General features: G+C 63.7%; 17 protein-coding genes. 11 read left to right on the plus strand and 6 right to left on the minus strand.

Annotated features, from left to right (window positions below; all coding sequences use genetic code 11):
- The first annotated feature begins 89 nt into the window (after nucleotides 1-89).
- Nucleotides 90-1,280, plus strand: a complete 1,191-nt coding sequence (locus EOA49_RS05285; RefSeq protein ID WP_127242088.1) for an NADH-quinone oxidoreductase subunit D — start codon at nucleotides 90-92, stop codon at nucleotides 1,278-1,280.
- A 224-nt stretch (nucleotides 1,281-1,504) separates the two neighbouring features.
- Here EOA49_RS05285 and EOA49_RS05290 read toward each other — a convergent pair whose 3' ends face one another.
- Nucleotides 1,505-1,939: a hypothetical protein gene (locus tag EOA49_RS05290; protein WP_067003930.1), complete on the minus strand. Its 435-nt coding sequence runs from the start codon at nucleotides 1,937-1,939 to the stop codon at nucleotides 1,505-1,507.
- A gap of 627 nt (nucleotides 1,940-2,566) precedes the next feature.
- The gene (locus EOA49_RS05300) at nucleotides 2,567-3,751 is read right to left on the minus strand and encodes a Gfo/Idh/MocA family oxidoreductase (RefSeq protein ID WP_127239544.1); all 1,185 of its coding nucleotides are present in this window, start codon (nucleotides 3,749-3,751) and stop codon (nucleotides 2,567-2,569) included.
- Between the two features lie 304 nt (nucleotides 3,752-4,055).
- Here EOA49_RS05300 and EOA49_RS05305 point away from each other — a divergent pair, with 304 nt between their 5' ends.
- The 8 genes from EOA49_RS05305 (at nucleotide 4,056) to EOA49_RS05340 (ending at nucleotide 13,033) form a co-directional block, all read left to right on the plus strand.
- The gene (locus tag EOA49_RS05305) at nucleotides 4,056-4,943 is read left to right on the plus strand and encodes a MurR/RpiR family transcriptional regulator (RefSeq protein WP_127239545.1); all 888 of its coding nucleotides are present in this window, start codon (nucleotides 4,056-4,058) and stop codon (nucleotides 4,941-4,943) included.
- A gap of 71 nt (nucleotides 4,944-5,014) precedes the next feature.
- Entirely contained in the window at nucleotides 5,015-5,797 is a 783-nt protein-coding gene (locus EOA49_RS05310; RefSeq protein ID WP_127239546.1) for an SDR family oxidoreductase, read from the plus strand.
- On the plus strand, nucleotides 5,794-7,329 hold the full coding sequence (locus EOA49_RS05315; RefSeq protein ID WP_245460542.1) for a mannitol dehydrogenase family protein: 1,536 nt from the start codon (nucleotides 5,794-5,796) through the stop codon (nucleotides 7,327-7,329). The genes EOA49_RS05310 and EOA49_RS05315 overlap by 4 nt, the downstream gene beginning before the upstream one ends.
- Nucleotides 7,330-7,347: 18 nt before the next feature.
- Nucleotides 7,348-8,262, plus strand: a complete 915-nt coding sequence (locus tag EOA49_RS05320; protein ID WP_095783498.1) for a sugar phosphate isomerase/epimerase — start codon at nucleotides 7,348-7,350, stop codon at nucleotides 8,260-8,262.
- Between the two features lie 69 nt (nucleotides 8,263-8,331).
- On the plus strand, nucleotides 8,332-9,366 hold the full coding sequence (locus EOA49_RS05325; RefSeq protein WP_095800537.1) for an ABC transporter substrate-binding protein: 1,035 nt from the start codon (nucleotides 8,332-8,334) through the stop codon (nucleotides 9,364-9,366).
- Between the two features lie 153 nt (nucleotides 9,367-9,519).
- Nucleotides 9,520-11,067, plus strand: a complete 1,548-nt coding sequence (locus EOA49_RS05330; protein WP_127239548.1) for a sugar ABC transporter ATP-binding protein — start codon at nucleotides 9,520-9,522, stop codon at nucleotides 11,065-11,067.
- Nucleotides 11,064-12,050 (plus strand): ABC transporter permease, encoded by a 987-nt coding sequence (locus EOA49_RS05335; RefSeq protein ID WP_067003944.1) that lies wholly within the window; start codon nucleotides 11,064-11,066, stop codon nucleotides 12,048-12,050. Before EOA49_RS05330 ends, EOA49_RS05335 begins: the two co-directional genes overlap by 4 nt.
- On the plus strand, nucleotides 12,047-13,033 hold the full coding sequence (locus tag EOA49_RS05340; RefSeq protein ID WP_067003946.1) for an ABC transporter permease: 987 nt from the start codon (nucleotides 12,047-12,049) through the stop codon (nucleotides 13,031-13,033). Before EOA49_RS05335 ends, EOA49_RS05340 begins: the two co-directional genes overlap by 4 nt.
- Nucleotides 13,034-13,042: 9 nt before the next feature.
- Here the strand turns inward: EOA49_RS05340 and EOA49_RS05345 are convergent, their stop codons facing one another.
- The 3 genes from EOA49_RS05345 to EOA49_RS05355 form a co-directional block, all read right to left on the minus strand.
- Nucleotides 13,043-15,112, minus strand: a complete 2,070-nt coding sequence (locus tag EOA49_RS05345; protein ID WP_095800538.1) for a response regulator — start codon at nucleotides 15,110-15,112, stop codon at nucleotides 13,043-13,045.
- Between the two features lie 23 nt (nucleotides 15,113-15,135).
- Nucleotides 15,136-20,859: a HAMP domain-containing protein gene (locus tag EOA49_RS05350; protein WP_245460544.1), complete on the minus strand. Its 5,724-nt coding sequence runs from the start codon at nucleotides 20,857-20,859 to the stop codon at nucleotides 15,136-15,138.
- A gap of 140 nt (nucleotides 20,860-20,999) precedes the next feature.
- Nucleotides 21,000-22,499: an ATP-binding protein gene (locus tag EOA49_RS05355; RefSeq protein ID WP_127239550.1), complete on the minus strand. Its 1,500-nt coding sequence runs from the start codon at nucleotides 22,497-22,499 to the stop codon at nucleotides 21,000-21,002.
- 207 nt (nucleotides 22,500-22,706) lie between these two features.
- On the opposite strand from EOA49_RS05355, the gene EOA49_RS05360 reads away from it, so the two are divergent.
- Nucleotides 22,707-22,961 carry a hypothetical protein gene (locus EOA49_RS05360; protein ID WP_067318808.1) on the plus strand — a complete coding sequence of 85 codons (255 nt, stop codon included), beginning with the start codon at nucleotides 22,707-22,709 and terminating at the stop codon, nucleotides 22,959-22,961.
- 96 nt (nucleotides 22,962-23,057) lie between these two features.
- On the opposite strand, the gene EOA49_RS05365 is transcribed toward EOA49_RS05360, so the two are convergent.
- Nucleotides 23,058-23,543, minus strand: coding sequence for a hypothetical protein (locus tag EOA49_RS05365; protein WP_127239551.1), 486 nt, complete (start codon nucleotides 23,541-23,543; stop codon nucleotides 23,058-23,060).
- Nucleotides 23,544-23,744: 201 nt separating this feature from the next.
- On the opposite strand from EOA49_RS05365, the gene EOA49_RS05370 reads away from it, so the two are divergent.
- Complete coding sequence (locus tag EOA49_RS05370; RefSeq protein ID WP_067318812.1) at nucleotides 23,745-24,110, plus strand: RidA family protein; 366 nt, start codon at nucleotides 23,745-23,747, stop codon at nucleotides 24,108-24,110.
- Nucleotides 24,111-24,126 lie beyond the last annotated feature (16 nt).

Raw genomic sequence — 24,126 nt, forward strand, 5'->3', positions numbered from 1 at the left:
CATCCAGACCACGACATGATCAGCGGCGCCGCGGGCGGTTGACCCGACTGCAGCGGCCAAACAAAATGAGAGTCCGCGAAGAGGCCGCCATGGCCGAAACCGCAATTCGCAACTTCACGCTCAACTTCGGACCGCAGCACCCGTCGGCGCATGGTGTGCTCAGGCTGGTGCTGGAACTCGACGGCGAGATCGTCGACCGCGCCGATCCGCATATCGGCCTGCTCCACCGCGGCACCGAGAAGCTGATCGAATACAAGAACTATCTGCAGGCCCTGCCCTATTTCGACCGGCTCGACTATGTGGCGCCGATGAACCAGGAGCATGCCTTCTGCCTCGCCGCCGAGAAGCTGCTCGAAATATCGGTTCCCCGGCGCGGACAGCTTATCCGCGTCCTGTTTTGCGAGATCGGCCGGCTGTTGTCGCACCTGCTCAACGTCACCACGCAGGCGATGGATATTGGCGCGCTGACGCCGCCGCTCTGGGGCTTCGCCGAGCGGGAGAAGCTGATGGTCTTTTATGAGCGCGCGTCGGGCGCGCGCATGCATGCCAACTATTTCAGGGTCGGCGGCGTGCATCAGGATCTGCCGGGAGAGTTGCTCGACGACATCTGGAATTTCTGTGATCCGTTCCTGGGAACTTTGAGCAATCTCGATGAACTCCTGACCGAAAACCGTATCTTCAAGCAGCGCAATGTCGACGTCGGCGTGATCGGACAGGACGATGCTTGGGCATGGGGTTTCTCCGGCCCGATGGTGCGCGGCTCGGGCGCGGCCTGGGATTTGCGCAAGGCGCAACCCTATGAATGCTATCCCGAAATGAATTTCGACATTCCGGTCGGCAAGCACGGCGACTGCTACGACCGCTATCTCGTGCGCATGGAGGAGATGCGGCAGTCGGTTAGGATCATGAGGCAATGTCTGGAGAAGCTGCGCTTGCCCGACGGGCACGGCCCGGTCGCCGTACCGAACCAGAAGATCACGCCGCCGCCGCGCGCCACCATGAAGCGTTCCATGGAGGCGACGATCCACCATTTCAAGCTCTACACCGAAGGCCATCATGTGCCGCAGGGCGAGGTCTACGCCGCGGTGGAGGCGCCCAAAGGCGAATTCGGCGTCTATCTTGTCTCTGACGGCAGCAATGTTCCGTACCGCTGCAAGATACGTGCGCCGTCTTTCGCCCACCTTCAGGCGATGGACTTCCTGTCGCGCGGGCACATGATCGCCGATGTCGCGGCCATCATCGGATCGCTGGATATCGTGTTCGGAGAGATCGATCGCTGAGTGGAGGTGCGGCGCGGGCAGCCCTAAGAGCAAATTCCAGACATAGTCCCAAACTTCGCGCGGGGAATTGCATCAACAGCAGAATGAGCGAAAGCAAAAAGATAGAGCGGTTCGACGTTCTCGCAAACGGTGAATCGCTCTAGCTACCGACGGCTGGGGACAACTCCCCTCCGTCTCCGATAAGGATTGAACTTGCCGCGGTTCTTCGAACCGCGGCAGTCGTCTTAGTGCATGAACACCGATCTCAGCCAGGCAAGAATTCCCGAGCCTGGAGAGATGGCCGCGCGAACGCGGGACGCCGCCCAGCGTGCCGGCAGATTGGCGCCGACATGGCAATGGCAGACGACCTCGTGCAGTTGCCAGTCGCTGAGTTCGAAGAAGCGCTTTGCTTCGCCGTAGGTGTCGTCCTTCAGGCCCTGAGCACGAAAGATCGGGTCTTCGAAGGCGACAGTAATCGGCGATCCGGTGGAACGCATCTTTTCGCGCACGTCGGGTGTGGCGTATTCGGTGCCCGCAAGCGCCATAAGGCGCCGGCCGGGATCCTGCTCCAGAAGTTGCGCCCAGCGTTCGAGGCGTTGGCCACGACTGGCGATGAGAACCGCTGCTTCAGCATGAACGTCGGCAACGGCATTGAGTTGGTCTACGGTTTGGTGCTTCAAGGCCGCCTCCTATGTCGGCAGATGATCACCCGCCCCGCAAACGGAACTAAGGCGCTGCATGGCGCCGGCAAGGGCGAAATGGGCGACGGGAAATCATTTGATCGTCATTCGTGTCCGACCCCGCCGAAGCGCGGCGGGATCGCTGTGGAACCATCCCCGGTCGAGGCCGTTCTGCCATGCGTCAGCCGCCGGTGATCAGGTGTCGATGAAGCGTCGGATGAGGCGGCTCTACCCATCATGTTCTGGTCGGGCAGATACCGGTTGCCCAAACCGCATCTCGCGGACTGCTCCGCCAGCGCAACGAGGGACCACCTTATGGCTATTCTCCCCACTCCCGACCCCACGCCAACGCCGGTCCCCACGCCGCCGCCGTTTCCCGACCCAAAACCGATGCGCGAACCGGATCCGGAGAGGCTGCCGGACGAGGAACCCGTTCCCAATCCGGATGAGAACGACGTGCCTCCCAAGCACTCGGGTGCGCTCGGTGCAGGGCCACGAGGCCATATCGGTGCGGGACATCATCGATGAGGCCGACCTCGGCCGCTCGGCTGATTGGCCACACGTCGGCCGGTCGCGCCGCCCCGCATTGTAAAGCGGATTGAACGATTCAAAGCACCAAGCCGGCGTCTATTCAAACCGCGCCGGCGTCCAGGCTCCTCCGGCCGCGTTCGACTCCACTGCCGCCGCCAGGAACTTCACACCACGAGCGCCGTCGACGACGTCCGGCACCTGCGCCGCGCGCGCAACATCGACCGCAGCGCCCGCTCGATGCGCGCGGATGATGTCGGCGGCATCGCGGTAGAAATTGGCGAAGGCCTCGATATAGCCCTCGGGATGCGCCGCCGGCATGCGCGAGGCGCGCCGGGCTTCCGTCGTCGAGCCGTGGCCGCCGCGCACCAGCGTGCGTGCCTCCTCGCCATACGGCGCGAAGCGCAGTTCCTCCGGCCGCGTGCCCGACCATTCGAGCCCGGCCCGGTCGCCATAGATGCGCACCGAGAGATCGTTGTAGTGGCCGGGCGAAGTCTGGCTGGCGAGGATGGTGCCGCGCGCCCCGCCGGTCCAGCGCACCAGGACATGCGCGTTGTCGTCGAGGCGACGACCTGGCACGGCGGTGAAAAGGTCCGCCGATACGGCGTCAGCCTCGAAGCCGGAGATGAAGCTCGCCAGGTTGAAGGCGTGCACGCCGATGTCGGCAAGCACCGCCGATTGCCCGGCGCGCGCAGGGTCGGTGCGCCATTCGGCCTGCTTCTGGCCTTGCGCGTCGATCGGCTGCGTCAGCCAGTCCTGGATGTAGGCACCGTGCACGGACAGGATGCGGCCGAGTTCGCCCGCTGCCACCATTTCGCGCGCCTGCCGCGCCATGGCGTAACCGGTGTTGTTCAATGTGACGAGGAAGCGGCGCTTCTTCGCCTTGGTGAGCGCCACCAACGCCTCAGCTTCGGCAAGCGTCGTCGACAGCGGCTTGTCGCAGATGACGTCGATGCCGGCTTCTAGGAAAGCAGTGGCGATCGGCGCATGCATATGGTTGGGCGTGACGATGACCACCGCCTCGATGCCGTCCGTCCGCGCCGCTTCGGCCTTTGCCATCGCATGGTAGTCGTCATAGCTGCGCTCCGGCGCGATGCCGATCTCAGCGGCGGATGCCGCAGCGTTCTCGGCATCCGAGGACAGCGCACCCGCTACCAGCAGGATCTGGTCGTCGAGCCGCATGGCCAACCGATGAACCGCGCCGATGAAGGCGTTGCGACCGCCGCCGATCATGCCGACCGTCAGGCGCCTGCGGAAGGTTCCGTCAGCGGTTGCGTCGACCATGGTTCGAGTCCTCCCGGATGCCGTCCAGCACAGGGACTATAGGAGGCGCCTCGCCAATTTCGAACAGCCTTTCCAAATTTTGTTTTGTAAAACGATCGTGCCGCACTAGCCTTATGCGAGACCGGTGGAGGAGGGTTCGAATGGTGAAGCGTCGCATGGCTACCTGCCGGCTTGTCCAGGCGATGGAAGCAAGACAATCGCTTCAGGTTTTGAATTCTCCCCTTTCTCCAAACGTCGACAATTGGCGATCTTCACCGCAAGTTCGGGGCGCCTCAGGTACAACAGCTCGAATCCGGCCCATCTGATGAGCGGCGCACGAACCTCACCCGGCGAGCGCGTTCCCCGCAAACGCGGCCGTTCGCTGGCGGCACTTGGCCACACGAAACCACAAACCTATGAGGAGCTGCGCGCGGTGCTCTCTTCCGGCACCGTGCATTTCCCGAAAAGGATGCGCCAGGTCGCCATCTTCCTATGGCAGCATCCGAGCGACGTTGCGCTTGGCACCATCGCCCAGGTGGCGGCGCAGGCAGGCGTGCAGCCCTCGACGCTGGTGCGCTTCGCGCAGATCTTCGGCTATGCCGGCTTTTCCGACTTCCAGGGCCTGTTCAAGGACCATTTGAAAGGCTCCTGGCCGGAAGGACGCACGCGCGACAACAAGGAACCGGCAGCAGCCGAACCCCACGCCGACTTGCATTTCCTCAACGGCATGGTCGGCGCCTCGCAGGCTTCTCTCAACCGCATCGGCAATGGTTTCGACACCGACAGCTTCGACAAGATGGCCGACCTGCTGGCGGGAGCCGAGCTGATCTATGTCATCGGCAGCAAGCGCGCTTTCCCGGTCACCACCTATCTGTCGCTGACGCTGTCGCAACAGGGCGTGCGCAACGTGTTGGTCGACAATGTCGGCTCGACCGCGCTCGATCAGGTCGGCTGCATAAGCCAGCGCGACGCGGTGCTCGCCGTTTCCTTCAGCCCTTACAACTCGATTACGCCAGACCTGGTCGCCCTCGCCCATGATCGCGGAGCACGCATCGTCGCCATCACCGACAGCACCTTCTCACCGCTGGTGAAACTCTCCGACACCTGGCTGGAAGTGGTGGAACAGGACTTCGCAGGCTTCCGCTCGCTCGCCGCTTCGCTCGCCGTCGGCATGGCTTTGGTCCAGGGCGTCGTCGCGCGGCGGACAGGCTGATCGGCGCAGTTGACTGCAAGGAACTGCCGTTCCATATTCGAGGAAATAGAAACTTTGTTCCGGGAGGAGGAATGGAGGTTCGGCTCGAGGGCAAGGTCTTGTTGATCACCGGTTCGACGCAAGGCATCGGCCGCGCGATTGCCTGGACGGCCGCCCGGTCCGGCGCCGAAGCTTTGCTGATCACCGGCCGCAACCGGCAGCGCGGCGACGCGGTCGCGGCGGAACTGTCGGCGATCGGGGCGCCGTCCGCTTTCCTGGCAGCGGACCTCGGCGACTCGAACACTCCGGCCCTGCTCGCCGCCGCATGCACCGAGCGCTTCGGCCGCATCGACGGGCTGGTCAATGCAGGGGCTCTGACCGACCGGGCCTCCTTCGTCGATGCCGGCCTCGACGACTGGACATCATTGTTCGCCGTCAATGCGCGTGCGCCGTTCTTCCTGATGCAGGCGGCGATCGCCGACATGAAAACACGCGGACAAGGCGGCGCCATCGTCAACATCCTGTCGATCAATGCGCATTGCGGCGCGCCGGACCTCGCCGTCTATTCCGCCACCAAGGGCGCTCTGGCGACGCTGACCAAGAATGCCGCCAACGCGCACCGCTTCGATCGCATCCGCGTCAACGGCATCAATGTCGGCTGGACCGACACGCCCGCCGAACGCGTCATGCAGGCCGAAACGCTCGGCCACGGCCCGGGCTGGCTAGACGCGGCCAATGCCGCGCAGCCCTTCGGCCGGCTACTCTCCGTTACCGACGTAGCGAACCTCGCCGTCTTCCTGCTCTCCGATGCGGCCGGGCCGATGACCGGCGCGCTGATCGACCAGGAGCAATGGGTGATCGGAGCGAACCGGTGAGCATCTCACCCTCCGCCAATCTCGGCCCCGCCCTGCTCGGCGGCCTGCCGCCTGAAGTCCGCAAACCGGCTTACGCTCGCTCGGCGCTGCGGCCGGGCATTGCCCATATCGGCGTCGGCGCCTTTCACCGCTGCCACCAGGCCGAATACACCGATGACCTCCTGGCGGATGATTTCGACCGCTGGGGACTGGTCGGCATCAACATCCGGCCTCCCGTGCTTGCCGCGACGCTCGGCCGGCAGGACGGCCTCTATACGCGGCTCATCCGTCAGAACAACGAGGTCGAGGCCCGCGTCATCGGCAGCATCGCCCGTGTGGTCGACAGCCAGCACAGCGCCGCGCCCGCACTCGAGGTGCTCGCCTCGCCCGATATCGAGATGGTCACGATGACGGTGACCGAAAAGGGCTATTGCCACATCCCGTCGAGCGGCGCGCTCGACCTAGACCATCCCGACATTGTCCGCGACCTCGCCAACCCCGAGGCCCCGCGCAGCGTGCCCGGCATCCTGGCACGAGCGCTTGAGCTGCGCATGGGCTCGCATGGCCGCCCGGTGACGCTGCTTTCCTGCGACAATATCCCGGCCAACGGCACTATCCTCGGCAATGTCGTGCGGACATTCGCCGAGCGGTGCGGCAACGGCTTGGCGGACTGGATCGCCGCCAATGTCGCCTTCCCCTCGGCTATGGTCGACCGCATCGCGCCGGCAACGACCGAGGACGATATCGAGACGGTCGAGCAGCGCTTCGGCTATCGCGACAGCGCCGTCGTCGTCGGCGAGCGCTTTCGGCAATGGGTGATCGAGAACCGCTTCGCCGGCCGCGTGCCGCGCTGGGACCGCATCGGCGCCGCTTTCGTAGACGACGTCACGCCGTTCGAGCATCTCAAGATGCGGGTGCTGAACGGCGCCCAGACGACGCTCAGCTATCTTGGCGTTTTGGGCAGCTTCGAGCACACATCGGACGCCATGGCCGACCCGTTGCTTGCCACCTTCGTCCGCCGCATGCTGACGGAAGAGACGCTGCCGACGCTGATGCCCGTGCCCGGCATCTCGCCGTCGGCCTATGTCGAGCAAAGCCTTTCGCGCCTCGCCAACACGGCGATCCGCCACCGCAATCACCAGATTGCTACCGACGGCTCGCAGAAGATCGTCCAGCGCCTGCTCAACCCGGTCAGTGATCGCCTGGCTAAGGGCCAAAGCAGCGCGCTGCTGTCGGTTCCGATCGCGGGCTGGATGGCCTATCTGATCAAGGCATCGTCGCGCTTCGGCCGCGCCTGGCAGGTGTCCGATCCTTTTGCCGAAAAGATTGCGGCCATCGCCGACCGCGTTGGTTCGGACAGCAAGGCCCTTGCCAATGCAATCCTTGCCATCGAAGCCATCTTTCATCCGTCACTTGCCGCCAGCGACATGTTCCATGCAAATGTCGTCACCAGCCTCGATGGTTTGCTGTCAGATGATCCGATGGCCTTTGTCAGACATGTGTGCGCTGACCCGACAGACGGACGGTTGAAGCGACCGGCACGATCTGCATAGTACGAAGCGGGAGGCATCATGAAGCTTGGACTGCTCACGGCACCATTTCCGGATATTGCCCTCGGCGATGTCGCCGACTGGGCGAACTCGGCCGGCTTCGAAGCGCTCGAGATCGCCTGCTGGCCGAAGACTTCGGGCGCCAGCCGCCGCTATGCAGGCACCAGCCATATCGACGCCGCCGGCACCTCCCCCGCGCAAGCCAAGGACATTGCGGCCGAGCTCGCCGGCAAGGGCCTGACGATCTCCGGTCTCGGTTTCTATCCCAATCCGTTGCATCCCGATCAGGCGCATCGCGATGCGGTGATCGATCACCTGAAGAAGGTGATCGTGCTGGCAAGCCGAATCGGTGTCTCGCTCGTCAACACCTTCTGCGGCGGCGACGCCTCGAAGACTGTCGACGACAACTGGCAGGCCGCGCAGAAAATCTGGCCCGCGATCATCGCCCACGCGCGCGAGCACGGCGTCAAGCTCGCCTTCGAGAACTGCCCGATGATCTTCAGCTATGACGAATGGCCGGGCGGACACAACATCGCCTATTCGCCCTATGTCTGGCGCCGGATTCTCGAGGCCTGGGGCGGCGACGTCGGCATGAATTTCGACCCCTCGCATCTCGTCTGGCAGATGATCGACAAGGAACGCTTCATCCGCGAGTTCGGCCCGCACATGCTGCATGTGCATGCCAAGGACCTGATGATCGATCATGATGGTTTGTATGAGCGCGGGATCCTTTCCGCAGGCATAGGCTGGCAGGTGCCACGCATGCCGGGGCTTGGCGACATCAACTGGAGCAGCATCTTTTCGGGCCTTTACCGGGCTGGATATGACGGGCCGGTGGTCATCGAGCATGAGGACCGCCGGTTCGAGGGAAGCGACGAGAAGGTCAAGCGCGGTTTTCTGCTGGCTCGCGACGTGCTGCGCCCCTTCGTCAAATGAGGTGACAAACGGCTAGGCTTCGATCGCTTCGGAGCCCAGGAACTGAAATCAATGTGGAGGAGTACTGAAATGAAGAAATACTTGACCATGGCCCCACTGCTTGCCGGCGCTGCCTTGCTTGGCTCGGTGGGCGTGTCGTCCGCCGAAGGCAAATACACGATCGGCATCTCCAACACCGTGCAGGGCAATGGCTGGCGTGAGGAAATGATCTGCGCCATGAAGGCCCAGGCGCTCGCCTCCGGCGAAGTGGCGAAGCTCAACATCGCCCACCGCAACACCGACGCCGCCGGCCAGCTCGAGGACATCCGCAATCTGATCAGCGCCAAGGTAAACGCCATCGTCGTCAACCCGGCCGATCCGGCCGGCATCAAGGCCGGTCTGGAGGAAGCCACCAAGGCCGGTATCGTCGTCGTTGCTGTCGACCAGGCGGTGACCGAGCCGTCCGCATACATCATCTCCAACAACCAGGAACAGTATGCTTATCTCGGCGCCAAGTGGCTGTTCCAGCAGATGGGCGGCAAGGGCGAGGTGCTGTACATGCGCGGCGCCGCCGGTGCTTCCGCCGACAGCGACCGCGACAAGGGCTTCAAGAAGGCGCTGGCCGAATTCCCCGACGTGAAGGTCGCGCAGGAAGTCTTCACCGGCTGGCAGCAGGACCAGGCCAAGCAGCAGATCCTGTCCTTCCTCGCCACCGGAACGCCGATCAACGGCATTTGGACCTCCGGCATCGACAACGTCATCGTCGACGCTCTGGTCGAGCAGCAGGCGCCGATGGTGCCGGTTGTCGGCGCCGACAATGCCGGCTTCGTCGGTCAGTTGAACACGGTTAAGGGTCTGGTCGGCGCTGCCGTCACCAATCCCGGCTCGATCGGCGGCGCCGGCGTTACGCTCGCACTGCAGATCCTCGACGGCAAGAAGCCGGCGCAGCAAACCGTTCTGGTCGAGCCGCAGCTCTGGGAAAATGTCACGGAGGAAGGCAAGGCCAAGCTGAAGGCGGCCGCCGACCCGTCGCTCAGCCCCGAATGGCCGGTCTCGATCTCTATCCCGGACTGGACCACCTACACCAAGGAGCAGATCGTCGCCTGCAAGGGTCCGGGCGAATAATCGCCCGACCGACTTCAACTTCGCAGATTTCGCAAAAGCATCCTACGGTTTTTGCGATAAGGAACTGCGGCAGATAAGGTCGCTGGGACGGCAGGTGCGAACCTGCCGTCCTCGGTGCTTGATGCGAGAACGCTGGTTTTGACGACGAACGAATTGCCGAACAATACATTGCTGGACGCCACCGGCGTGGCGAAGAATTACGGCGCGGTTTCGGCGCTGCGTGACGCATCATTATCGGTGCTGCCGGGCGAAGTGCATGCGCTGATGGGCGCCAACGGCGCCGGCAAGTCGACCCTTGTTAAGATCCTGACCGGTGCGATCCCGGCGGATGCCGGCCGCATCCTGATCCGCGGCGAAGCTCGCGATGTCCGCTCTCCGGCCGCCGCGCGTCGCGCCGGCCTGCTGCCGGTCTACCAGGAACCGGCGCTGATCCCTGACCTCGATGTGCTTTCCAATCTCAGGCTCACTGGCACGCCGGTCGAGCCGTTCCGCGCCTGGGTGCGCGAGCTCGGCATTCCGAACCTCGACATACGCGAGACCGCGCGCGACATTCCGCTGGCCGTCCTGCGTGTGCTCGACCTAGCGCGCGCGCTCGCCGCCGAGCCCGACGTTCTGCTGCTCGACGAGATGACGGCCGCGCTGCCCGCCAACCTTGCCGAAAAAGTGCTGGAAGTCGTGCGCCGCCAGGGCGACAGCGGCCGCTCGGTCATCTTCATCTCGCACCGTTTCGTCGAGATCTCGGCGCTGTGCGACCGAGCCACAGTGCTGCGCGACGGCGCAACCGTCGGCGTCATCGACATCGAGCCCGGCGTCGAGGAAAAGATCGTCGAGATGATGCTTGGCGCCCGTATCGAGAAGACCAGCGTCGCCGCGGCGCGCACGGCAAGCGAAGCGCCGGTCGTGAAGGACAGCCACCCTCGGCTTTCGGTCCGCAACCTGCAGCTCGGCACGAAGCTGCATGACGTCTCTTTCGATCTCGCCAATGGCGAGGTGGCCGGCGTCGTCGCGCTCGAGGGCCAGGGCCAGGACGAGCTCTTCGCCGCCCTTGCCGGCTCGATCCGCCCGGCCGGCGGCACGATCGCCGTCGATGGCGCGCCGGTGAAGTTCTTCCATCCAAGCGATGCCATCCAGGCCGGCCTCGCCTACGTGCCGGGTGACCGCACAGAGGCTTTAGCCATGCAGCGTTCGGTGCGCGAGAACGTCGCGCTGCCTTTCAGCGCTGCGCTGCGCAAATGGGGACCGATCAAGGTGCGCCGGGAGCATATGGTGGTTTCAAGCGCCATCGCCCGGCTGCAGATCGACACCCGCGCGCAGGGCGAGGTCCAGCGCCTTTCCGGCGGCAACCAGCAGAAGGTGACGATTGCCCGCTGGATCGCGGCAGATGCCCGCACCATCCTCTGCTTCGACCCGACGCGCGGCATCGATGTCGGCACCAAGCAGGAAATCTACAAATTGCTGCGCGAGCTCGCCGGCCTCGGCAAATCGGTCCTCTTCTACACATCCGAGCTGGAGGAAGTGCAGCGTGTCTGCGACCGCGTCATCGTCATCTTCGGCGGCCGTGTCGTCGACACCTTCCCGGTCGAGCTCGCCGACGAGCCGGCTCTGATGCGGGCCGCCTACGGCCTGCCGCGCGGCGCCAGGGCGGATGTCGGCATCCTTGCCGATGTCAGGCCAACGTCCGACGCGGAGACCGCGCCATGATGCGCTTCCTGCGCCGCCAGGGCTGGGTCGCCGGCCTGCTCGCCCTGCTCGTATTCCTGTTCGTCGTCACCAAGCTGATCCAGCCGGGCTACGGCAGCGGCGACTTCGGCTCGCTGGCGCGGGCGGTTCTGCCCTACGCCTTCGCCGTCGCGGCGCAGACTGTGGTGGTCATCGCCGGCGGCATCGACCTCTCGGTTGCCGCCATGATGGCGCTGACCAGCGTCACCGCCGCCTCGATGATGAACGGCGCCAGCGAGGAATATGCGTACTTCGTCGTGCCCTTCGTGCTGGCCATGGGCCTTGTGCTCGGCGCGCTGAACGGCCTCCTGATCGTGGTGACCCGAGTGCCGGATATCGTGGTTACTTTAGCCACGCTCTTCGTTCTGCAAGGCGCGGCGCTTCTGGTGCTTGACGCGCCCGGCGGCGCAGCCGCCGAGTGGCTGAAGGCCACCGTCGTCGGCACCATGCCGATCCCCGGCCTGCCGGATTGGGCCGATGCCTGGGTCCCGAAGGCGCTGGTGCTGCTGCTTGTCTGCCTCTTCGTCATCTGGATCCCGCTCAGGCGCTCGCGGCTTGGCCTCTCCATCTACGCCATCGGCAGCAACGAGCTCGCCGCCTTCCGCAGCGGTGTGCCGGTGGCCCGCACCAGGATCGTCGCTTACGCGCTCTCCGGCCTGTTCGCAGCACTTGGCGGGCTGTCGCTCACCATCAGCACCGGCATCGGCGCGCCGATCCCCGGTCCCTATCTGCTGGCCAGCGTCGCGGCGGTGGTGCTGGGCGGCGTCGCGCTCGGTGGCGGCAAGGGTGGGCTGCTCGGGCCGATCATCGCCGTCTTCGTGCTCAGGCTGGTGCGCACCGACCTGACGCTTCTGGCCATCGATCCCAACGTCACGGCCATCATCGAGGGCGCGATCATGGTCGCCGTGGTGATGTTCGGCGCCTTCATCACCATCCGGGGCCGCCCGGCAGGAGCAACACCATGACGAACAGCGCGACCATGCCCCAGCCGGTCTCGCTCGGCCGCCGCCTGAAGCGCTTCATGGCGGACCGGCCGCTCATTCCCCTGATCATCCTGCTCGTCATACTGGTGCTGATCCTGCAGGTTCTTCGCCCCGGGATCGTCAACGAGCGCTGGATCGCCAACACCGCCAAGTTCGCCATTCCGCTGGCAATCCTCGCCGGTTGTCAGACCATGACGATGCTCACCGGCGGCATCGACCTCTCGGTCGGCACGGTGGCGACGATGAGCGCCTTCATCATGGCGACGCAAATCGTCAACCAGGATCCGACGGTGGCTTTCATCCTCGCCATGCTGCCGGCGGTGCTAATCGGCCTCGTCAACGGCGTCGGCGTCGGCGTCTTCCGCGTCCATCCGCTGATCATGACGCTCGGCACCAGCCTGATCGGCACCGGCTTCCTGCAGGTCTACCAGCGCACCGTGATCGCCTCCGGCGCCAAGATTCCGGATTTCCTCAACTGGCTCGGCACCGGTCTCACCTACGGCTTCCCCAACGCGCTCTTCCTGTTCGTGCCGGTGGCGGTGCTGATCGTCTTCACCTTGAACCGTACAGGCTTCGGCCGCCTGCTCTACGCCGTCGGCGACAATGAGCGCGCTGCACGGCTTTCGGGCGTCCGCTACTGGCAGGTGATCACGGCGCTCTATGTCATCTCCAGCCTGCTCGCCGGCATCACCGGCCTGCTCTATATCGGCCTGATCAAGGCGCCCTCGCTGTCGCTCGCCGAGCCGCTGGTGCTACCTTCGGTGGCTGCCGCCGTCATCGGCGGCACCTCGATCTTCGGCGGCCGCGGCGGCTATATGGGAACCATTGTCGGCGCGCTGATCCTGACCGTGCTGACGACGCTGCTCACCATCCTGCATATGCCCGAAGGCGGCCGCCGCATCCTCTTCGGTTTCATCGTGCTGTTCGTGACCGCGGCCTATTTGAGGATCATCGAGGACAGGTAACAGGGGAAGCTATGCCGAGGCGTTGATTAGCTTGCCGCGCGCTGCGGCATGTATGGCCACAACAAGGTCTTTTTCGTCGAACGGCTTGCCGACGAGCGCGACATCGAGGGGGCGCTCCACGATTTTCTCCGCATCCGCATAGCCGGTGATCATAACCGCGGGCCAGCCGGCACGCAGATTGCGGGCAAACCGGATCACGTCTATGCCCGAGATAAGGGGCATGGCAAAGTCGGTGACGATCACGTCGAATCGATCCGGCTCTCTCTCAATGGCGGCAAGCGCTTCGGCTCCGCCGGAGGCCCCTACGACCTCGAAGCCGGACTGCCTGAGCGACATGGCCGTCATTTCTCTCAAGGAGTGGCTGTCATCGATGAGCAGAACGGTCAGTGATCGTTCGCCAACCGCTGTGGCGCGCTCCGCGTCGGCAGCCTCGACAGCCTCTGCGCCGGCAACAGCGATAGCCTCGGTGACATCCTGCGGCTGATTGGATCGGGGCAGCCACAGTTCTATGATGGTGCCGCGGTCCACCTCGCTCTCTATCCTGAGCGTGCCGCCCGACTGCTTGGCGAAACCATAGACGGTGCTGAGACCCAGCCCCGTGCCCTTCCCGATCGGCTTGGTTGTGAAAAACGGCTCGACCACCTTGCTTATCATGTCGCCGGCAATTCCGGTCCCGGTGTCCTCGACAGCGACCACCACATAGTCGCCGGCCGGCAGTTCGTCGCCCGCGTGGCCGACGCTGCGGTTGCTCGTCCGGACGAGAACCGTGCCTCCCGAAGGCATTGCGTCTCGCGCATTGAAGATGAGGTTCATCAAGGCGAGCTCGAGCTGCGCCGCATCCACATACACGGGCCATGTGTCGTCACTCACCAGCCACTTGAAGCGCACGAGGCCTCCAAGGACCGGGGCAACCAACCCGTTCATCGTATCCCCAAGGCTCGACAAGGGTACTGCCACGGGCTTCAGGTCCTGGCGCCGCGAAAAAGCGAGCATGCGTTGGACGAGATCCCTGCCCTGCCCGGCGGAGCGGCGTGTCATGTCGAGGATCTTGGTAGCGTTGCCGTCCAGCGTCAGCTGTCGCTCGAGCAGGCTTAGGCCGGAAAGGATCGCCGCGAGGAGGTTGTTGAAGTCATGGGCGAGTCCGCCGGTCAGTTTGCCGATCGCATCGAGCCGCTGCGACTGCAGCAGTTGGCTCTCCAGGCGGCGTTGCTCTGTTATGTCTTGCATGGTGCCAAGCAACTCGAGCCCAGCGTCATCTTTGGAAACCACGCCCCGATCGAAGAAGATGCGATATTCATCATTGGCGCACCGCCAGCGAAATTCGCAGCCATAGGACCCCGTCTCGCATGCCGCCGAAAGCGACCTGGTTACCTCCTCGCGATCGTCGGGGTGAACCCGGCTGAGCCCGAAATCCGGATGCGACAGGAAACGGCTCGGCGGGAACCCTGTCAGCCGCTCGACGCCTTTCGAGACGTAGCTTGGGGCGAAAGGCGCCTCAGCCGAGCGGGCATGAAAACAAATTGGAAGCGAGGCAAGAATAGCCTCCTGCCTTGCTTCCGAATGGCGCAGCGCCCGCTCGGCATCGAGTTTGTCCGACTTGGCCTTCAGCGCCTGTTCGAGCAGCCGCTGCTCCCGCGCCGCGTTTCGCTCGATCTCGCGCGTCTTCTCATGAAGATCGACGAAGACCATAACCTTGGAGCGAAGCATCACCGGGTCGAACGGCTTGAACAGGTAGTCGACAGCGCCGACGTCATAGCCGCGCAGCATATGCGCCTCTTCCTTGCTGATCGCGGTAAGGAAGATGATCGGCGTGTTTTTCGATCGTTCACGCCGGCGGATCAGCGTGGCCGTCTCGTAGCCGTCGAGGTTCGGCATGAGCACGTCGAGCAGGATGACGGCGAAATCTTCCTTGAGCAGGAAGCGCAGCGCTTCCTCACCCGACTGGGCGCAGACGACCTCGCCGACTTCGCCAAGCACCTCCGCGATGGCAAGCAGATTGCGTTCGTCGTCATCGACCGCGAGAACGCGTGCCCGCAATCCTTCGACCGGTTCGCTTCTTTCTGCCTCGATCGCGGCCATTCCTTTTACCTGCCGGAGCGCTTTCAGATGGCGGTCATCAATGCCGGCGCGAAGGGCTCAGCCCGCGCTCGCGCGCGACCGATCCAAACCCGCAGCAACGCAAGCAGCAGATCGAGGTCGACCGGTTTGGCGATGTAGTCGGATGCGCCGGCGTCCAGGCATTTCTGACGGTCGCCTTTCATCGCCTTGGCGGTAACCGCGATCAATGGGATGTGGGCTATCGCCGGCATGGCCCGAATCCGACGCATGGTCTCGTAGCCGTCCATTTCCGGCATCATGATGTCGATCAAGGCGACATCGACGTCGGGTGTTTCTTCGAGCAACGCGATGCCGTCCCGGCCCCGTTCGGCATGCTGCACATCAATGTCGTAAGTCTCCAGCACGCTGGTCAACGAGTAGATGTTGCGAATGTCGTCGTCGACGATCAGAACCTTGGCGCCGGCGAGATCGGCATTGTCGACCTGCTCGGTGGCCAAGATCTGTTCGCTCTGCGTGTCGCTTGGCAGTGCCGCCGAGATCAGGAGCCCGAGTTGGCCGAAGTTGTCGGCACGTGGGACATCGCCGAGTGCCGGATGCAGCGCGACCTGCTGCAGAAACGCGTCCGGGTGCGGCGTGAAGAACAGCAGGCGCGGTAGAGCGTCGCTGAACTGAGACACGATTTCGTCGAGCATCTGGGCGTTGTCCTTGGCCGAACGCCCAAACCCGAAAACAAACGCATCATAAGCGGCGGCGCCCGGCTCGTCCGCGTTGGCGGCGACACGACCGACCGCGGTGACCGAGGTGATGCCATCTCGAATGGCTTCCACCAGGGCCAGGCGGCGCTCGGGATCGGGATCGGCGATCAGCACGTTGCGCTGCACCCTCAGGTTTCGCGAATGGATTTCCTCGAAAACGCGGGCGAGCTCACCAGCCGAAACCGGCTTGCTCGAAACGCTTGCAGCGCCCCTGCGCGTCAGCACTTCGAGATCCTCGGCGCCGGAGATGACATGGATCGGAATGTTCCTGGTCTTCTGGTCATGCCGCAGAAGGTCGAAAAGCACCCAGCCGTCGATGTCTGAAAGGCCGAGATCGAGCGTGATCGCATCGGGCATCAGCTTGCGGGTCAGTGCCAGCGTGCCGGAACCGGCCGTTGAAAGCACCCCCTTCAGTCCGGCGGATCGAGCAAGACCGAGCAGCAGCCCTCCAAAAGTCGGGTCGTCCTCGACAATAAGCACCACCCTGTCCGAGGGGTTGATTGTGTCACGATCGTCCGCAAGTTCTGGGGTACCCGAAGTGTCTGCTGGCTGGACGCCCGCCGCGATGACGTCGGCAGGCGAAAGCTCGATCGGCGCCGCCAGGCTGCTGCTGCGCGGGCCATCGAAGGGGATGACCAGGGTGAAGGTCGATCCCTTGCCTGGCTCGCTTTCGACGCGCAGCTCACCGCCGAGCAACCGGGCGATTTCCCGGCTGATGGAAAGGCCGAGGCCAGTGCCGCCATATTTGCGGCTGGTCGTGCCGTCGGCCTGCTGAAACGCCTCGAAGATGAGCTTTTGCTTGTCTTCCGGAATGCCGATCCCGGTATCGGTAACGGCGATCGCCAGCGCCCGGGGCGGCGCCGCATCGTTTTTGCGGCCGGTTCTCTCGGCATGGATGTTCAGGATCACCTCGCCATTGGAAGTGAATTTGAAGGCATTTGACAGCAGATTGAGCACGATCTGCTGCAGCCGCTTTTCGTCCGTGCGGATCGTCTCAGGCAGGGCTTGCTCGATCTTGATGGTGAAGCCGAGCCCCTTGTCAGCCGCAAGCTGTCTGAAAGTCCGCTCCATATGCTGGCGCAGGTGTGCGAGCGGCATGTCGTTGATTTCGATCGACACCGTGCCGGACTCGATCTTGGAAAGATCCAGTATGTCGTTGATGAGGCTGAGCAGGTCGGTACCTGCCGAGTTGATCGTACGCGCGAAATCGATCTGCTTGTCGTTCAGATTCCCCTGCTGGTTTGTCGCAAGCAGATTGGACAGGATCAAAAGCGAATTTAGCGGCGTCCTCAGCTCGTGACTCATGTTCGCCAGGAATTCGGATTTGTATTTGGAGGTCAGCGCCAGCTGCTCGGCCTTCTCCTCCAGAGCCCGCCTGGCCATCTCGATCTCGAGATTCTTGTTTTCCACCTGCTTCTTCTCATTCTCGAGCAGTTGCGCCTTTTCCTGCAGCTCCTCATTAGTGGCGTGAAGCTCTTCCTGCTTCTTGGTGAGCTCGGTCTGACGCGACTGCAGTTCGGACGTCAAAAGCTGCGATTGCTTGAGAAGCCCTTCCGTGCGCATGGTCGCGGCGATCGTGTTGAGCACGATACCGACCGATTCCATGAGCTGCTCCAGGAAAAGGCGGTGCGTATCGCTGAACCGGCTGAACGAAGCCAGTTCGATAACCGCCTTGACCTCGTCCTCGAACAATGCCGGCAGGACGATGGCGCTCGCCGGCGGGGCCTCGCCCAGGCCGGAGGTGATGCGCAGGAAGCTCGATGGGACGTCATCGAGCATGATTGCCCGTTTGTCGGCGGCGCACTGCCCGATCAGGCCTTCGCGGAAGTCGACCCGTTGGCGGACGGTGGCCTTGCCTTCGGCGGCGTAGGACGCGGCTAGTTCCAGATAGGATTCTTCCTCGTCGCGATTGGTGACGTAGAACAGGCCGTATTGCGCGTTCACCAGCGGCGCGAGCTCGGAAATGATCATCCGCGAAACCGTGGCAAGGTCCCGCTCGCCCTGCAGCATGCGCGAGAAACGGGCGAGATTGGTCTTCAGCCAATCCTGCTCGGCATTCTTCAAGGTCTGGTCCTTGAGGTTGCGGATCATCTCGTTGATGTTGTCCTTCAGCGCCGCGACCTCGCCGGAGGCCTGCACGCTGATCGAGCGGGTGAGGTCGCCCTTGGTCACCGCGGTCGACACTTCGGCGATGGCTCGGACCTGGGTCGTCAGGTTCGCCGCCAGCTGATTGACGTTGTCGGTCAGGTCGCGCCACAGGCCGGCGGCGCCCGGCACCCTGGCCTGGCCGCCGAGCTTGCCCTCGATGCCGACCTCGCGAGCCACGTTGGTCACCTGATCAGCGAAGGTCGCCAGCGTCTCGATCATGCCGTTGATCGTGTCCGCCAGAGAAGCGATCTCGCCCTTGGCATCGACCGCAAGCTTGCGCTTCAGATTGCCCTGGGCAACGGCGGTGACGACGTCTGCAATGCCGCGCACCTGGTTGGTCAAATTGGTCGCCATCAGATTGACGTTGTCGGTCAAGTCCTTCCAGGTGCCGGCCACACCCTCCACCCGAGCCTGACCGCCGAGCTTGCCTTCGGTGCCGACTTCGCGCGCCACGCGCGTCACCTCGCCGGCGAACGAGTTGAGCTGGTCGACCATGGTGTTGATGGTCGACTTCAGCTCCAGGATCTCGCCTTTGACATCGACGGTGATCTTCTTGGACAGGTCGCCTCGCGCCACCGCTGTGGTAACTTCTGCGATGTTGCGAACCTGACCGGTGAGGTTCTCGGCCATCGAGTTGACGTTGTCGGTCAGGTCCTTCCAGGTGCCGGCGACGCCGCGCACTTGTGCCTGACCGCCGAGCTTGCCTTCGGTGCCGACCTCGCGCGCCACGCGCGTCACTTCCGAGGCAAAGGAGTTCAATTGGTCCACCATCGTGTTGATGGTGTCCTTGAGCTCCAGGATTTCACCGCGCACATCGACCGTGATCTTTTTCGACAGATCGCCGAGTGCGACGGCGGTCGTCACCTCCGCAATGTTGCGCACTTGGCCCGTGAGATTGGCGGCCATGGCGTTGACGTTGTCGGTGAGGTCCTTCCAGGTGCCGGCAACACCGCGCACCTGCGCCTGTCCGCCGAGCTTGCCGTCGGAACCCACTTCGCGGGCGACGCGCGTCACCTCCGAGGCGAAGGAGTTCAACTGATCCACCATCGTATTGATGACGTCCTTGATCTGCAGGATTTCCCCCAAGGCGTCGACGGTGATCTTCTGGGTCAGGTCGCCGGTGGCGATTGCGGTCGCGACCTTGGAGACGTCGCGCAACTGCACGGTCAAATTGCCGGCCATCGCGTTGACATTGTCGGTCAGATCCTTCCAGGTGCCGCCGACGCCCTCGACATGCGCCTGACCTCCCAGTTTGCCTTCCGAGCCCACTTCGCGCGCCACGCGCGTGACCTCCGAGGCGAAGGAATTGAGCTGGTCCACCATGGTGTTGACGGTGTTCTTCAGTTCGAGGATTTCGCCCTTCACATCGACGGTGATCTTTTTCGAAAGGTCGCCCCTGGCAACGGCCGTGGTCACATCGGCGATATTGCGCACCTGCCCGGTCAAATTGGCGGCCATCAGGTTGACGTTGTCCGTCAGGTCCTTCCACGTGCCGCCGACTCCGCGGACTTCAGCTTGGCCGCCCAGCTTTCCTTCGGTGCCGACCTCGCGTGCCACGCGGGTGACTTCCGAGGCGAAGGAGTTCAGCTGGTCCACCATCGTGTTGATGGTGTTCTTCAGCTCCAGGATCTCGCCCTTCACATCGACGGTGATTTTCTTCGAGAGGTCACCCAGTGCCACCGCGGTAGTCACTTCGGCGATGTTGCGCACCTGACCGGTAAGATTCGCCGCCATGGAATTGACGTTGTCGGTCAGGTCCTTCCAGGTGCCGGCGACACCGCGCACCTGTGCTTGGCCGCCGAGCTTGCCTTCCGTGCCGACCTCGCGCGCCACGCGCGTCACCTCGCCGGCAAATGAGTTGAGCTGATCGACCATGGTGTTGATGGTCGATTTCAGTTCCAGAATTTCGCCTTTCACGTCGACGGTAATCTTCTTGGAGAGGTCGCCCAAAGCCACCGCCGTCGTCACATCGGCGATGTTGCGCACCTGGCCGGTCAGGTTGGCGGCCATTAGGTTGACGCTGTCGGTGAGGTCTTTCCAAGTACCGCCAACGCCCTCGACACGGGCTTGGCCTCCGAGTTTGCCCTCGGTGCCGACCTCACGCGCGACGCGGGTCACCTCCGAGGCGAAGGAGTTGAGCTGGTCCACCATCGTGTTGATGGTGTTCTTCAGTTCGAGGATCTCGCCCTTCACGTCGACGGTGATCTTCTTCGACAAGTCGCCAGATGCGACAGCCGTGGTCACCTCCGCAATGTTGCGCACCTGGCTGGTCAGGTTGGTCGCCATCGCGTTGACATTGTCGGTCAGGTCCTTCCAAGTGCCGGCCGCCCCCCTGACGCGTGCCTGACCGCCCAGCTTGCCTTCGGTGCCGACCTCGCGCGCCACACGCGTCACCTCCGACGTGAAGGACGCGAGCTGCTCAACCATGGTGTTGACGATTTTACCGATGCGCAGGAATTCGCCACGAAGCGGCCTGCCGTCAATTTCCACCATCATGGATTGGGACAGATCGCCCTTGGCGACCGCGCCGATGACGCGGGCAACTTCCGCGGTGGGCTGCACCATGTCCTCGATCAGGTCGTTGACCGAACGGACGCTCGATTCCCAGCTGCCTTTGGCGTTCCTCACATGGCCGCGTTCGCCGATGCGGCCGTCCTTGCCGACGACCCTGCTCAGCCGCGCAAATTCTCGCGCCATCTGGTCGTTCAACTCGACGATCTGATTGAATGTGTCGGCGATCTCGCCGTTCAACCCTTCATAAGAATTCTCGATGCGGACGGAGAAGTCACCGTTTCGAAAGGCTTTGAGGGCGTTGAGAATCTGGCGGGAATCGAATTGTTCCTTTGACGAACGAGAAACGCCCACACTCCCCTCCGCGCCTGCCCCGACAGCTATATTAAGCCGAGGGCCAGAACGCATCGCGGCCTGTTTGGTTCCGTGCCTGTTTGAACAGGTGGTTAATCAGATGTGGCGAAGCTTGCCGTAGAGACGCTCAGGCCGGATTCTTATGCAGCCGAATTGCCCGGCTCTTCTTCTCCGGCATTCGGATCGCCCGGGGCCGTTGCCCAGGCGAGCTCGACCAGCGTCACCGTGCGGCGGCCAACACCGTCGATCTGGCAGACGATGAGCCCCTGCTCCTCGATGTAATCGAGCAGCCGCCGGGCGCGACGCAGCGAATGCGAGCCATACGCGCGGGCGATCGCCGCGTCGCTTGGGCAAGGCCAGCCTTCCTTCGCCGCCCTCGCGATCATCATGAACACGCCCTGCATGTCCTCCGGCAGAAGCGATGCGCGCACGGAGACGTCGCGCCACGCGTCGTCCTCGGCGATGTCCGAGCCGACGCCGGCGCGGGCGCGCGTCAGCATGCGTCGGAATTCCGAAAGGTCGGGCACCACCGAAGCGAGTCCTTCGATTCGGCAGCGGACCACGAACTCCTGATAGAGCACGCCGATGACGCGGAATCCGGCATCGGGCTCAGCCAAGATAGCGCGCAGGATACGGTCCATCCGCCCGCGCCGCTCGGCAAGGTCCTCGGCGCTCGGCTGCGGCTCGGCCGGCTCGGGGCGGATGTCGAGCGGCGCGGCCTTGGCCGCCATCAATTGATCGAGCAGGTCGGGCGACGGCCGGCGCTGCGGGCGGACCGTCTCCGGCGGCGGTGCCGCGAGGATGATGGCGCGCGCATCTTCGAGCGTCGCTTCGGGCAGTGGCATCAGCCGCGGCGTGCCGTTGCGCGGGCTCGTTTCGGTCGATCCGATCCGCACGCTGAGCGGGCGGCGCGACAGCGCCGGACCGAGCGCCATGAAATGCCCGCGCTCAAGGTCGCGGAAGGCTTCCGCCTGCCGCCGCTCCATGCCGAGCAGGTCGGCGGCGCGCGCCATGTCGATGTCCAGAAACGTGCGGCCCATCAGGAAGTTGGAGGCCTCCGCCGCGACGTTCTTGGCGAGCTTCGCCAGCCGTTGCGTGGCGATGATGCCGGCGAGCCCGCGTTTGCGGCCGCGGCACATCAGATTGGCCATGGCGCCGAGCGAAAGCTTGCGCGCCTCATCCGAGACCTCGCCTGCAGCAGCCGGCGCGAAGAGCTGCGCCTCGTCCACCACCACCAGCATCGGATACCAATGGTCGCGCGCGACCTCGAACAGCCCGCCAAGGAAGGCTGCGGCGCGCCGCATTTGGTTCTCGGCATCGAGCCCTTCGAGGTTTAGCACCGTCGAGACGCGGTGGATGCGCGCTCGCTCGCCGGCCGCCTGCAGGCCGCGCTCGGTATGATCCTCGGCGTCGATCACCAGATGGCCGTAGCGCTCACCGAGCGAGACGAAGTCGCCTTCGGGATCGATGATGGTCTGCTGCACCCAGGGCGCGCTCTGCTCCAGCAGCCGGCGCAGCAGATGCGACTTGCCCGAGCCCGAATTGCCCTGCACCAGCAGGCGGGTCGCCAGCAGCTCCTCAAGGTCGAGGGCCGCCGGCGCGCCTGCCGACGTCTGCCCCATGTCGATCGCAACCGTCATATTCTCGACTCGGATAGTCTCCCTGCGCGGGAGGGACTTAGCAACCGGCGTGCGGTGCGTCGAGCATGGCCCAGGGCCTCGGCGCGGTGTTCCACACCTAACGGCAGGCCATCGACAGCTGAACTGGTCCGACCACCATTTCGCTGGCGCAATCGCCCGATCAGCGTATCATCCCTTGAGGGAGGGGTTCATGGCAGGAGGAGGCTTATGAACGTCGCTGCGGAAGTGCCCGTCATAGACCTGACGGTGCAAGACATTGTTTCGTCTGCTCTTTCGAAATTTCGCGCCGGCGACACTGTTTCGACCCGGGCAATGCTCGATGCCATCCGCCAATCGGACCCCGCCTGCGGAGACAGCGACGACCATCTGGTCGAACTGATCGTCATGGCCGCTGTTGGTAAGACCATGGGCGTCGTCTTCGATCACCGCTCGCCCGACGAGCGGTTGCCGCGCCTGTCCTAAACCTCGTTACTCTGAAAAGGATTCAGGCGAGGCGCTGCAAATCCTTGTTTGGCGGATGTCGGTGTCCCAAACGCGCACACATCCGGGCGACATGCATTAGCTTCCCAGCGGATGCGGCATATAACCGACGAAACCGGCGATCTTCCAGCGCCCGCCGACCTTGCGGCAGAAGTAGAGCGTCTGCCATTTCAGGCGGTCGACGCTGCCGTCGGCCTTGGCGACCGAGCCGTCGAACTTCTTGTGCAGCACAGCACGATCGCCATCGACGTCGATGTCGCGCAGATTGGTGACGCGGAAAATCGCCTCGCGCAGCGGCTCGGCGAATTCTGTCGCGGCTGTCTCCTTGGCCTGGCGCAGCCATTCGTCGCGATAGACTTCCAGCCTGGGAAACTGCAGCCGCCAGGCATCGGCATTGGGCAGGAAATGCGCATGCATGCCGAAAAAGCTCTCGGCGATGAAGTCGTCCTCGACCATCGACCAGTCCTGGCCAAGGAAGGCGTCGATGTCGCGCCGCACCAGCATTTCCCACAGCGCATGGCGATCGGCATCGCCTTCCGGAAACGGATTCTTGTCAAAGGTCATGCTGGCTCTTCCCCTTGCGTTCGATCAGCAACCCACCGGTCGCATCTCAGGATTCGGGGTGCAGGATGCTCAGGATTTGTAATAAAGCAACATGAATCTCCGAAAAAATGTTGCTTTCCGACATTGCCTCTTGGAGGATCACCTCTACAAGCGTAGACGGCTTGCAAGAACGGTCCTTGCGCTCGACAACAGGAGATTCATTTGCCCAAGCAGTGCTTCGGAAAGTCGCATGTCCCGCTCTCGCCTGCCGTCCGCGCCGGCGATTTCGTCTATGTCTCCGGCCAGGTGCCGGTGGGCAGCGACGGCCTGGTAGTCAAGGGCGGCATAACTGACCAAGCCGAGCAGGTGCTGCAAAACGTCAAGGCTGCGCTGGCGCTGGCCGGATGCACCATGGACGACGTGGTGAAGACCACTGTCTGGCTCGAGGACGCCCGCGATTTCGGCGCCTTCAATACGGTTTATGCCAGGCACTTCCCGAACGACCCACCGGCGCGCACCACCGTCGAGTCGCGCCTGATGATCGACATCAAGATCGAGATCGAGGCCGTCGCCTACCGGCCGGTGTGATCGCGGCCAGACAGCA

This window comes from Mesorhizobium sp. M1A.F.Ca.IN.020.04.1.1 (assembly GCF_003997315.1).
Lineage (GTDB): Bacteria > Pseudomonadota > Alphaproteobacteria > Rhizobiales > Rhizobiaceae > Mesorhizobium.

What these genes read in the sequence shown, in the direction of transcription:
- EOA49_RS05285 (WP_127242088.1), top strand. Translation starts at nt 90, where the DNA reads ATGGCCGAAACCGCAATTCGCAACTTCACGCTCAACTTCGGACCGCAG.
- EOA49_RS05300 (WP_127239544.1), bottom strand. Translation starts at nt 3,751, where the DNA reads ATGGTCGACGCAACCGCTGACGGAACCTTCCGCAGGCGCCTGACGGTC.
- EOA49_RS05305 (WP_127239545.1), top strand. Translation starts at nt 4,056, where the DNA reads ATGAGCGGCGCACGAACCTCACCCGGCGAGCGCGTTCCCCGCAAACGC.
- EOA49_RS05310 (WP_127239546.1), top strand. Translation starts at nt 5,015, where the DNA reads ATGGAGGTTCGGCTCGAGGGCAAGGTCTTGTTGATCACCGGTTCGACG.
- EOA49_RS05320 (WP_095783498.1), top strand. Translation starts at nt 7,348, where the DNA reads ATGAAGCTTGGACTGCTCACGGCACCATTTCCGGATATTGCCCTCGGC.
- EOA49_RS05325 (WP_095800537.1), top strand. Translation starts at nt 8,332, where the DNA reads ATGAAGAAATACTTGACCATGGCCCCACTGCTTGCCGGCGCTGCCTTG.
- EOA49_RS05335 (WP_067003944.1), top strand. Translation starts at nt 11,064, where the DNA reads ATGATGCGCTTCCTGCGCCGCCAGGGCTGGGTCGCCGGCCTGCTCGCC.
- EOA49_RS05340 (WP_067003946.1), top strand. Translation starts at nt 12,047, where the DNA reads ATGACGAACAGCGCGACCATGCCCCAGCCGGTCTCGCTCGGCCGCCGC.
- EOA49_RS05345 (WP_095800538.1), bottom strand. Translation starts at nt 15,112, where the DNA reads ATGGCCGCGATCGAGGCAGAAAGAAGCGAACCGGTCGAAGGATTGCGG.
- EOA49_RS05355 (WP_127239550.1), bottom strand. Translation starts at nt 22,499, where the DNA reads ATGACGGTTGCGATCGACATGGGGCAGACGTCGGCAGGCGCGCCGGCG.
- EOA49_RS05360 (WP_067318808.1), top strand. Translation starts at nt 22,707, where the DNA reads ATGAACGTCGCTGCGGAAGTGCCCGTCATAGACCTGACGGTGCAAGAC.
- EOA49_RS05365 (WP_127239551.1), bottom strand. Translation starts at nt 23,543, where the DNA reads ATGACCTTTGACAAGAATCCGTTTCCGGAAGGCGATGCCGATCGCCAT.